General features: G+C 65.7%; 8 protein-coding genes. 2 read left to right on the top strand and 6 right to left on the bottom strand.

The window, feature by feature from the left end; genetic code table 11:
* Window positions 1-101 precede the first annotated feature (101 nt).
* A complete protein-coding gene (locus BMX93_RS13005; protein WP_177170235.1) occupies window positions 102-251 on the top strand; it encodes a hypothetical protein in 150 nt (49 codons plus the stop codon).
* Window positions 252-263: 12 nt separating this feature from the next.
* Here the strand turns inward: BMX93_RS13005 and BMX93_RS12325 are convergent, their stop codons facing one another.
* The 3 genes from BMX93_RS12325 to BMX93_RS12315 all read right to left on the bottom strand — a co-directional run bounded on the left by BMX93_RS12325 (window position 264) and on the right by BMX93_RS12315 (window position 4,227).
* On the bottom strand, window positions 264-1,829 hold the full coding sequence (locus BMX93_RS12325; protein WP_143052918.1) for an MFS transporter: 1,566 nt from the start codon (window positions 1,827-1,829) through the stop codon (window positions 264-266).
* A gap of 95 nt (window positions 1,830-1,924) precedes the next feature.
* Complete coding sequence (locus tag BMX93_RS12320) at window positions 1,925-2,803, bottom strand: phosphoribosylaminoimidazolesuccinocarboxamide synthase (RefSeq protein WP_091971541.1); 879 nt, start codon at window positions 2,801-2,803, stop codon at window positions 1,925-1,927.
* 92 nt (window positions 2,804-2,895) lie between these two features.
* Window positions 2,896-4,227, bottom strand: a complete 1,332-nt coding sequence (locus BMX93_RS12315; protein WP_091971538.1) for an MFS transporter — start codon at window positions 4,225-4,227, stop codon at window positions 2,896-2,898.
* Between the two features lie 728 nt (window positions 4,228-4,955).
* On the opposite strand from BMX93_RS12315, the gene BMX93_RS12310 reads away from it, so the two are divergent.
* Window positions 4,956-6,182: an MFS transporter gene (locus tag BMX93_RS12310; RefSeq protein WP_091971535.1), complete on the top strand. Its 1,227-nt coding sequence runs from the start codon at window positions 4,956-4,958 to the stop codon at window positions 6,180-6,182.
* A 472-nt stretch (window positions 6,183-6,654) separates the two neighbouring features.
* Here BMX93_RS12310 and purB read toward each other — a convergent pair whose 3' ends face one another.
* The 3 genes from purB to BMX93_RS12295 all read right to left on the bottom strand — a co-directional run bounded on the left by purB (window position 6,655) and on the right by BMX93_RS12295 (window position 10,732).
* Window positions 6,655-8,088, bottom strand: a complete 1,434-nt coding sequence (gene purB / locus BMX93_RS12305; RefSeq protein WP_091971532.1) for an adenylosuccinate lyase — start codon at window positions 8,086-8,088, stop codon at window positions 6,655-6,657.
* Window positions 8,089-8,115: 27 nt separating this feature from the next.
* Window positions 8,116-9,375 (bottom strand): phosphoribosylamine--glycine ligase, encoded by a 1,260-nt coding sequence (gene purD, locus BMX93_RS12300; protein WP_091971565.1) that lies wholly within the window; start codon window positions 9,373-9,375, stop codon window positions 8,116-8,118.
* A 73-nt stretch (window positions 9,376-9,448) separates the two neighbouring features.
* Window positions 9,449-10,732: an adenylosuccinate synthase gene (locus BMX93_RS12295; protein WP_091971529.1), complete on the bottom strand. Its 1,284-nt coding sequence runs from the start codon at window positions 10,730-10,732 to the stop codon at window positions 9,449-9,451.
* Window positions 10,733-11,413 lie beyond the last annotated feature (681 nt).

Genomic DNA, 11,413 nt, shown 5'->3' with positions numbered 1-11,413 from the left:
CCCTGGGCTTCCGCAACCTCACCAACTACATCGCCAGAAGCCTGCTCGAGACAGGCGGATTCAGACCCCAACTACACCCTCGATTGGGATGAGCCGGCAATGTGAGCGTGGTCTTCGCAGCGATCAGCTATGCCGGGCAGCTCAGCGTGACCATCCGTCTCGACAGGGCCGCGTGGGACCGGGAGGAGCTCCTCGTCACGGCTTTGGCAAGGTCGTTCTCATGGCTGACGGGCGCATCGGGTGGGCCCTGAGCGGCGCCGTCCTCAGCCCCTGTGCCTCAGGCCCCGCACAGCGATGAGCACGCAGATCAGCATGCAGACGCCTGCCGCCAGCAGCGCCGTTCGGGAACCGGCGGTGAAGGCGTCCACCGCGCCGGGACGCACCGCCTCACCGAGCTGCGCTGTGACCTCGGACAGGCGCCCACCCGCCACGGCGGGCAGCAGGGCCTCGGCCTGAGCGTGTATCCCTGCAGGCAGCCCGGCCACCGTGTCCGCCCAGCGCCGCCCGGCAGCCGCCGCGCCGAGTGCCCCGAGCACTGCCAAGCCCACGGACGAGCCGAGCTGGCGGCTCGCATTGAGCACCCCCGAGGCCGAGCCGGCCACCGCCGCGGGTGCGTCCGACATGGCCATATGAGTGGCGGTGGGGGTCATGAGGCCGGGACCGAGCCCCAGCAGGAAGAAGCCTGCTGCGGTGAGGGCGAACGGCGTGCTTGCGCCGACCTGGCTGAGCAGCAGGACGCCCGACATCTCGACGATCGCGCCGGTGACGACGATGACGCCGGGGCGGGCGAACCGGGTGAGTTTCGCGGCGCCCTGGGAGGCCAGCACGAAGGGGATGTTCATGAACAGCCAGGACAGCCCGGTGCCCAGCACGCTCCATCCCTTGACGTCCTGGTACAACAGCGCCATGTAGAACATCACGCCGTTCAGGGCGAGGTAATTGAAGAAATAGACGCTCATGCCCGTCGTGAAGCCGACCGAGCCGAACAGGTCGAGCGGCATCATGGGCGACGGCGCCACGCGTTCCCATCTCACGAAACCAATGAGCAGCGCGAGGCCGATGACCAGCGGCGCAATGACCTTGGGGGAGGCCCACACTCCCGCCGCGGCACCGATGAGCCCGTAGACGAGACCCACAAGGCCCAGGCCCGACAAGACCACCCCGCCGATGTCGAGCGAGCCGGCCTGGCCCCGGGGCGACTCCTGCACGAAGCGCCAAGTGAGCAGGAGAGTGACAAGCGCAAGCGGCACATTGACCCAGAAGATCGCCGACCAGCGGAAATGCGCCAGGAGAAGGCCGCCGGCGAGCGGGCCGGCACCGAATCCGAGACCACCGAGCGAACCCCACAAGCCGATCGCCCAGGCACGCTGGGCCTGCGGGAAGGCCAGCGTGACGATGGACAGCGTCAACGTGACCATGAGGGCGCCACCGATGCCCTGCACTGCCCGGCTCGTCACCAGCATCGCGCCAGAGCTCGACAGCGCGCAGCCGATGCTGCCGGCCGTGAAGACGAGCAGCCCGGTCAGGAACCAACGTTTGCGCCCGAACCGGTCGCCAAGCGCACCTCCGAAGGGAATCAGCGCGGCGAGGCTGAGCGAGTAGGCGCTGATCACCCACTCCAGCCCGCTGTTGGCCAGATGCAGTTCCCTCTGCATGGATGGCAAGGCGATGTTGACGATCGTCACATCGAGCATCAACATGAACTGGGCGAGGCACATCGCCGTCAAGGTGAAGATCCTCGCCCGGACGACTGCCCGCTGCCCCCCGGACTCGCCCGGGGACGAGGCATCCTGGCTCACTTCGCGATCCGCGGCCCGCCTACTGCTCACTCCAACCACAGTAGGCCTGCCTGCAATGCATTCCGACCCGTCCGGCAGACCGCCCTCATGCTGGGCGGACCCCGCTCGCTCGGCGCCGGCCGGTGTCACACCGTGATTGCAGCACCCGTGATCCGCTCGAAGGCCTCGAGATAGCGCGCCCGGGTGGCGTCCACGATGCTTGGCGGCAGCGACGGGGGGCGAGCGCCCGAGGCCCGGTCCCAGCCGGAGTCGTTGAGCAGCCAGTTGCGCACATACTGCTTGTCGAAGCTCTCCAGCCGGCCCTCGTCATAGGCGCGGGCATCCCAGAAGCGCGAGGAATCCGGGGTGAGCACCTCGTCGGCGAGCACGATGGTGCCGTCGGGGCGCTTTCCGAACTCGAACTTGGTGTCGGCGAGCACGATCCCCCGGGCCCGCGCGATCTGCTCGGCGTGGGCGTAGATGCGCAGGCTCAGATCGCGGATCGCCGCCCCATCGTCCGCGCCGACGGTGGCGCACATCTCCTCGAAGCTGACATTCTCGTCGTGCTCCCCCATCGGCGCCTTCGTGGCCGGGGTGAAGATCGGCTGGGGCAGCTTGGACCCGTCGTGCAGGCCGGCGGGCAGGGCGATGCCGCACACCGTGCCGCTGTGCTGGTATTCCAGCCAGCCGGAGCCGGTGAGGTAGCCCCGCGCCACGCACTCCACCGGGATCATCGCGAGCTTCTCGGCGACGATCGCCCGCCCGCGCACCGGCTCGGGAACCCGGGTGTCCGCGACATGGTTCGCGACGATGCCGGCCAGCCGGTCGAACCACCACAGCGAAAGCTGAGTGAGCACGATGCCCTTGCCAGGAATGAGCGAGTCGAGCACGAAGTCGAAGGCCGAGATGTTGTCCGTGGACACCATCAGGAGGCGGGAGTCATCGCCGGGCAGCGCATAGAGCTCGCGCACCTTCCCGGCATGGATGAGGGGAAGTCCAAGGGATGCATAGTGCGCGTCAGCCACGGGCACACCCTACGCGGAACGCCACCGGCCAACGCCAGCAGGCCGAAGGCTATGAACGCACGCCGCAGGTGTCGGCTCCGGTGCCGGTGTGTTCATCCTGGGATCTTCTCGACCGTGGCGAGTTCGCTGCGAGCCGGAATCTCACGTATCTCTCGTGTCCCGATGCACAGCACGATACCGACAATCCCGACGCAAGTCAGCGCCAGAATGGCGCCTCTGTATCCGAGGCCGTCGAGCAGGGCGCCAGCGATCGCTGACGACAATCCGACCGCAGCCATGCTCGACAGGACCATCACAGAGATCATCCGGCCGAGCAAGTTGTCGGGAGTTTTCATGGCCATATAGGCCTGCAAGGTGGAGTTCATCGGGACAATCCCTATGGCCGCCGCCCCGAAGATCAATCCGGTGCCCCACCACGTTGCCGAGAACACGCACAACACGGCAACCAAGAGAGTCCAGGCATATGTGAGCTGGAGCAGAAATCCTCCTCTCAGCCGTGCGACCAGCCATCCGGAAATGAATCCGCCCAGCAGCACACCGCCACCCAACATGGCGGACATCGTTCCCACCGCAGCAGACGTGGTACCGGTTGCCAGGAGGTGGAGGGTCACTGCCGTGACGATCCCCGTCCAAGAGATATTGAACGCCAGGAAGATGAAGAAGTTCGCTCGGGGCAGGGTGTGCCGGAAAACCCAGGCAACACCACATCTGAGCTTCCGCAGAACCGGCTCGGACGGATCAGCGCCTGCCGGTCTCAAGTCTGCCTGAATGTGCCGTGCAGACCACAGCTCAGCGAAGAAGGAACAAATCGAGAGAGCAAAAGGCAACATCGGCGCGAGGCCGAAGAGAAAGCCACCGATCGGCCCACTTCCGAGGTTGATTGCGGCATCTCTGGTCTGGTTTGCTGCCGTCGCGGAGCCCAGGAGCTTTTTGGGCACGATCGTCGGGAGGATGACATTCGTGACTTTGCCGAAGATGCCGGTCAGGGCACCCTTGACAAGACAGATCACCAGAAGCGGCCAAAATGACAGGACGCCGGAGTACCAGCAAATGATCAGTATGGCATAGGGGATTGCAGAAGCAGCTGCCGCGGCAATCATCAGTTTCCGGCGATCGAGGGAATCTGCGATGACACCACCGGGCAGCACCCCGACCGCCCGGGCGGTCGCCTCCGCCGCCCCGATGACCCCGGCCAGCCAGACATCGCGGGTGACAGAATACGCGAGAAGGGTCATCGCGAGTGAGGAGATCCAAGCGCCGATCTCGGATGCGGTGTCACCCATGAACCACGTCCGATAGTCGCGGATTCGCCACACGCTCAGCTCGGTGGTATTCATGATCACTTTCTCATTGTCGCAGAAACAGTCGTTCGATCGATAGTTCGTGCAAGGAACACAGATCAGCCACGAAATGATGATTATCATTCCTCGAATCGAAACGCACACGCGGGAACACCTCGATTGAGGGTAGGCTGGCACTGTCCCGATGCACCACAATAGAATGATCTAGGACTAGCGCAAGAGTGGCGAGCGCATAGCAGTCATCACCATGGCACGGCAGCGAGATCGCCGAGCGCTGCATTGATCAATTCGCGCTGGTTCACCTGTTCCTCCTCCGCGTCAGGGATAACGCCAGGGTGATATCGTTCAGGAGTCTACTGGACATCTGGTCGCAGCGCAATCCTTTGAAATCCCCCGGCTTCATGATTGCTTGTCCTGACGATGTCGCCGGATTGTGTTACAGGCCCGGCATGAGGCCCAGCAGCCCCTGGGCCCAGCTGCCACACAGGCGCGGCCGCCCACAGAGCTCTGGCAAGGAGCTCGTGGCCGGACTCGATCTCGGCAATGACCGGTGCGCTGAGTTCATACTTGCTGGGCCAGACTGCCCGCGAGGAGTCGGGAGTCAGGGCATCCCCTCCCTCTCAAACCGCCGTGGTGAGTTGTCCCCCCATTCCCCGGACAGGCGGTCGGTTGGTCCGGCTGCCCGGTTCGGGACTGATCCCAGCGATCCCGCCTGTTCGCATCAGCCCCGCGACGCACTCCCAATTGCCAGCCGAATCATTCCGAGATGATTCGTGGCAACCGACTGTTCCATTGGATAGAATCGGGAAGTCAGGGATTTGTGCGGTCCATTGAGGCAGGGTTTTCTGTATATGAGCTTGAGTTACCTGGAGAGGTATCGACTCGCGTACTATCTGCGCTCGACCGCGCTGACCCTTCCCGTGCTTGCACTGTGGTGGACTGATCACGCCGGTGTCTCGGTGTCGATGTACCTCACTGGCATGGCGCTCTCGGGGATTGTGTCGATGGTCCTTGACGTTCCGTTGTCGTTGTGGTCGGATCGCTCGTCTCCACGCTATCCCTATACGCTCGGCCTGGCGGTTTTCGCGGCCGGGTTCCTGGCCACCGCGCTGGTGCACGGGCCGTTGGGTTTCGGGCTGTATCTGTTCTCGATTTCAGCGGCGTCTGCCCTCATGTCCGGGTCTGACAACACAATGCTGATGGACTTGGTGGGTCCTGACGAACTGAAAGGTGCGCTGTTCGAGCTGAACCGGAACTTCTACGCGTTCACAGCAGTCCTCTTCGTGGTCGGGGTCGGCGCATACAAGCTGTTCCCTCCGCTTGTCTTCGTGCTGCAGTTCGCGTCGATCGCCGCAGCGGCGCTACTGGTCTGGACGATCCGGCCGGATCACGAGACAGCGGACCGCATGGCGGATTCCGGCCACTCCCCCGGCCATGGCTGGAGCGTGGTCCGCGCCGCGCTGACTGGCAGAGTGATTGTCGTGATCCTGTCCATCTGCCTGGGCCTCGGGGCCCTGGACGGTGCCAATCAGCTCCAGAACCGCACGATCCAGTTGAGACTGTCGGAAGTCACCTTTTTCGGAGTCGATCATCTGTGGGTCATTGCCGCAGTCATGGTGGTCACCAACCTTGTCTCGTCGCTGGGCTTGGGTCGGCGTGTGCACAACAGGACCGAAGACTGGGGTGCGATGCGGACGATGGGTGCGTTGTTCGGAGTGGCGGCAGTGTCCTTGGTGCTGTTGGCGGTGCCCTCGGTTCTGCTGATCTTGTTGGGGGCGATTCTTTTCGCCGTGACGAAGGGCGTGTACCGGCCCTTCTTTGCGAGCCTCATCGCGCGCACGGTTCCAAACCCGCAGTGGCGGGCACGCTGGTTCTCGATCTGCGGAGTCGGTGCCAACATCGTCTCGAGCGGGCTCAATGCCGGTATCGGGTTGGTCATCGTCAACGCCGCGCAGGCCCAGCTGGCATGGTCGCTGGTGTGCGTGCTCGTGGGCGTCCCAGTGATACTTGCCATCTCGTTCTCATCGCCGATTCTCATGGCGGAAAGGAACGGGGCTATGTCGCATAAGCGTTCGTGACGCGAGAAGATCCGGTCAAAGATACCTGCGACAGCACCATGGGTTCGATTCCTTGTTCGCTGCGCGATCTCGTTCGGCGACTTCATCCAATAGGAAGAGTCCTGAGAACGGCAGAAGTTGATGGGTTTGCATGCTCTCGCCCCCACGGCGATGAGGCCGAGGGCATGTCGAGGGGCCGCAAGAATGACTTTGGAATATGAGGGACCATTGACATGGCATGGCGCAGTCCGTGGTGAGCGCTGCTGATGGGCGAAGCCCGGTAAGGCCGACCGGCTTCAAAAACACGACACCAGTGTGTGATCACGGAGCTGTCGCGGTCTGGGTGTATCGCTGTCGACAGTGCGTACCCCACGCGCACCCGGTTCATCGTGCAGCGGCTGGAGAGACGCCCGTGGTCTCCTGGTATCTGAAACGACATGGCGGCGCAGGACACTCGGTCATGCTGAAAGAACTACCTACCGGACCATCACGCTCACAGCAGCGCGCCCGGGCGATAGCCGGCCGCTTGCGGATCGGCCTGGACGAGTGGGGTGACAGCGTCGATGACCGCCTGCACCTGATGGCGGGCGGCACCGGTCAGCTCCAGCGGAGCGCTCACCAGATGTGCCAGCTCCTCGCGAGACAGTTTGAGACGCCCATCGGCGGCCAACCGGTCGAACAGCGGGTTGACCGTGGCGCCGCTCTCGCGCAGTTCCAGCGCCACCGCAACCGCGTTCTCCTTGATCGCCTCGTGCGCCTCCTCGCGGCCCACACCCTTGCGCACCGCCGCCATGAGGATCTTGGTGGTCGTGAGGAAGGGCAGATAGTGATCGAGTTCAGCGGCGATCATGGCAGGGAAGGCACCGAAGTCGGCGAGCACGGTGAGGAAGGTCTCGAACAGCCCGTCGATCGCGAAGAAGGCGTCGGGCAGGGCCACGCGGCGAACCACCGAGCAGGAGACATCGCCCTCGTTCCACTGGTCGCCCGCCAGCTCGCCGATCATCGACAGCTGACCGCGCAGCACCACGGACAGCCCGTTGATGCGCTCGCAGGAGCGGGTGTTCATCTTGTGCGGCATCGCCGAGCTGCCCACCTGACCTGGCTTGAAACCCTCGGTGACCAGCTCGTTGCCAGCCATCAGCCGGATCGAGGTGGCCAGATTCGAGGGTGCTGCGGCGGTCTGGACGAGGGCGCTCAGCGCATCGAAGTCGAGGCTGCGCGGATAGACCTGGCCAGTGGATCGCAGTACCTTGCCGAATCCCAGGCCGGTGGCGATGCGCTGCTCGAATTCGGCCAGTCTTGCCTCGTCGCCGCCCAGCAGGTCGAGCATGTCCTGGGCGGTCCCCATCGGGCCCTTGATGCCGCGGGCAGGGTAGCGCGCGATCAGCTCGTCGAGCCGGGTGTGCGCAATGAGCAGCTCGTCGGCGCAGGTGGCGAAGCGTTTGCCGAGGGTGGTCACCTGCGCCGCCACATTGTGGCTTCGCCCGGCGATCGGCTGGTCGGCGTAGCGGGCGGCGAGCTCCGCGAGCCGGGCCAGGGCCGTGACGGTACGCGAGCGCACGAGCTGCAGCGAGTGCAGCACCTGGAGCTGCTCGATGTTCTCGGTGAGATCGCGGCTGGTCATGCCCTTGTGGATGTGCTCGTGACCGGCCAGAGCGTTGAACTCCTCGATGCGCGCCTTCACGTCATGGCGGGTGATGCGTTCCCGGGCGGCGATGGAACCCAGGTCGACCTGGTCGGCGACCCGGCGATAGTCGTCGATGACGGCGTCCGGGTCGTCACCACCGAAGTCGACGCCCAGGTCACGCTGGGCCTCCAGCACCGCGATCCACAGCTTCCGCTCCTGAACCACCTTGTGCTCGGGTGACCAGATGTGCGTCATCTGCTCGCTGGCGTATCGGGTGGCGAGAACGTTGGGAACGATCATCTGGCGGTCTCCTCGGTGGTGGACGGTTCAGCCCAGGCGGGCAGCGATGGCTGCCAGCCGGGCGGGTGCGGCGATGTCGCGACGGCAGAAGCCGGTGGCGAAGTCGATCTCGTCGATGTGGGCGTAGGCCCTCTCCCGGGCCTGTTCGAGGTCATCGCCGTGGGCCACGACGCACAGCACCCGCCCGCCGGCCGAGACGAGCTGCCCGTGGGCATCCAGCGCAGTGCCGGCGTGGACGACGTGCACCTGGGCTGGCTCGGGGGCCAGCATGATCGTTCCGCCCGGGTGCGGGGCTGCCGGATAGCCCTGGGAGGCAAGCACGACCCCGACGCAGGCACCGGGACGCAACGCTAGGCGAGGTGCCTGCGCCAGCTGTCCGATGGCCGCCGCCAGCAGCACCTGCGCGAACGGCCCGTCGAGCAGGGGCAGCACGACCTCGGTCTCGGGATCGCCGAAGCGGGCGTTGAACTCCACGACGCGCGGCCCGACGCCGGTGAGCGACAGGCCCACATAGAGCAGCCCCGCGAAGGGCGTGCCGAGTTCGCGCATCCGGGCGAGCGTGGGGCGGACGACCTGCGCCATCACCGTCTCGACCGTGCCGGCGGGCAGCCAGGGTAGCGGCGCGTAGGAGCCCATGCCGCCGGTGTTGGGGCCCTCGTCGTTCTCGCCGACGCGCTTGAAGTCCTGGGCCGCCGGCAGCGGAACGGCGCTCTCACCGTCGGTGATCACGAACAGGCTGAGCTCGGGGCCGTCCAGGTACTCCTCGATGACCACCTGCTCGCATTCGCGCGCATGATCGAGCGCCGCCTCACGATTGGCGGTGACGACAACACCCTTGCCAGCAGCTAGTCCGTCGGCCTTCACGACATAGGGTGCCCCGAACTCGTCAAGGGCGGCGCTGGCGGCAGCGGCATCGGTGCAGACCCGGGCCCGGGCCGTGGGCACCCCGGCGTCGGCCATCACGGACTTCGCGAAGGCCTTGCTGCCCTCCAGCTGGGCGGCAGCCTGGCTCGGGCCGAAGCAGGCGATCCCAGCGGCCCGGACGCTGTCGGCGATCCCGGCGACGAGCGGGGCCTCGGGCCCGATGACCACCAGGTCGGCGTGCAGCGCGATGGCCAGGGCAGCGACGGCGTCGCCGTCCATGATGTCGAGGGGATGGTTCGCGGCGATCCGCGCCGTGCCCGGATTGCCCGGGGCCACGTGCACCGATCCGACCGCCGGATCCTTGCTGATCGCCAGCGCGAGGGCGTGTTCACGCCCGCCGGATCCGACGACGAGAACGGTCAGGGATTGCGTACCGGGGGCAGCCACGGCTGAAGTCTAGCCAGACCCAGGACGCGCGCCCTCCCCGGCGCAGGGATCAGACCAGCTCGTGAATGACGATCGTCTGCTCGCGCCCCGGGCCCACACCGATGCCGCTGATGCGGCAGTGCACGTGCTCCTCGAGGAAGTGCACGTACTCCTGGCAGGTCTTCGGCAGCTCAGAGAAGCTGCGCACTGCGGAGATGTCCTCGGTCCAGCCGGGCAGGTACTCGTAGACCGGCGTGGCTGTCGCCAGCTGCGATTCGGTGAGTGGCCAGACATCGGTGTGCCGGCCATCGACATCGTAGGAGGTACATACCGGGATCCGCTCCCAGCCGGTGAGCACATCGAGCTTGGTGAGGAAGATGTCGGTGAAGCCGTTGATCTTTGCGGCCTGCTCCACGGCGAGGGCGTCGAACCAGCCGCAACGACGCGGGCGCCCGGTGGTGGCTCCGAACTCGCCGCCATCGGCACGCAACCGTTCGCCGTCGGCGTCGAGCAGCTCGGTCGGGAAGGGGCCTTCGCCGACCCTGGTCGTGTAGGCCTTGGCGATGCCCACCACCCGGTCGATGCGGGTCGGACCCACACCCGAACCGGTGCAGGCTCCGCCCGCGGTGGGGTTCGAGCTGGTGACATAGGGATAGGTGCCGTGATCGACATCGAGGTGATGTGCCTGGGCACCTTCGAAGAGAACGACCTTGTGCTGGTCCAGCGCGTCGTTGAGCAGCCGGCCGGTGTCCACGATGTACGGCGCGAACTCCTCGGCGTGGGCCAGCAGCTGGTCGAGCACCGCGTCGACCTCGATGGGGCGGTGGTTGTAGATCTTCAGCAGGATCTGGTTCTTCTGCTCCAGGCTGGCCTCGATCTTCTCACGAAGCCGGACGGGATCGAGCAGGTCCTGGACACGCAGGCCGATGCGATTGACCTTGTCGGAGTATGCCGGGCCAATGCCGCGACCCGTGGTGCCGATCTTGCGCTTACCGGCGAATCTCTCGGTGACCCGGTCGAGCGTCTGGTGGTAGGGGGCGATGATGTGCGCATTGGCCGACAACAGCGGGCGCGCTACATGCACACCGCGGCGGTCCAGCTCGCTGAGCTCCTGGCTGAGGACATCGAGGTCGACGACCACACCGTTCCCGATGACCGTCGTGCAGCCCGGGTTAAGGATTCCCGAGGGCAGCAGGTGCAGGACGAACTTGTCGCCGTTCACCACGACCGTGTGGCCGGCATTGTTCCCCCCCGAAAAACGGACGCAGTAGTCGACGCTCTCGCCGATCTGGTCGGTCACCTTGCCCTTGCCCTCGTCGCCCCACTGGGCGCCGACAACGACGATGCCTGGCATTTGCTCTCCCTGTTCGGCCGACTGGCCGGGCGTGCCTGCCCGAACAGACGTCAAGCCCGTTGCGGGCATCCGGTGATGCGCCGTGCAAGCGGGCTCTTGCGTTGAGATTCTAGCGGTGGCGCGCTTCGGGTGCCCCGCCCGGTCAACTGGGTGGAGCGGCCGAAGCAGATCTCGGCTGCCGTTGTCGAGCCGGTAGAGGAAGGCCGCCATCGCGTCGCGGGCCACCGGGGCTGAGTGGTAGCTGGCGCCGGGGGTCGAGCTCGCCCACCGGCGCAGCGACTCAGCCCCGAACCCGAAGGCGAGCCGAGACCGCCTCGTGAGTTGAGAGCCTCCACCGCGATCAACGTGCTCCCTTCCTCAGACGGCCCCGGCCTCAGCGTCATCCTCACCGCGACACCCGCGGAACCCGGCCAACAGCCCCTCAATAGACCGCATGACGGCCCGGTGACAACGGCTCAGGGGGCATACCAATGCCCAGATGCCTGCAAGTCATGGTCCGCGACCCATTCGACCCGCCGGATGAGCACCGGGCTCTCCGATCGGACGATCCGGAGGAACGATGTTGCACCCTGACCTCCTCGGAACACTGAAGCGCCCCAGGTTTGATGCCGCATCCTTGTGAGTTGGAAGGATAGATGTCATGCCGAAGAAGATTGATCCCGCGCTGCGTGAGCGCGCTGT

Origin of the sequence: Propionibacterium cyclohexanicum, from assembly GCF_900111365.1 — a bacterium.
Taxonomy (GTDB): Bacteria; Actinomycetota; Actinomycetes; order Propionibacteriales; family Propionibacteriaceae; genus Propionibacterium; species Propionibacterium cyclohexanicum.
Note: the sequence above shows the minus strand (reverse complement) of the source record. Positions and strands in the feature narration are given on the sequence as shown.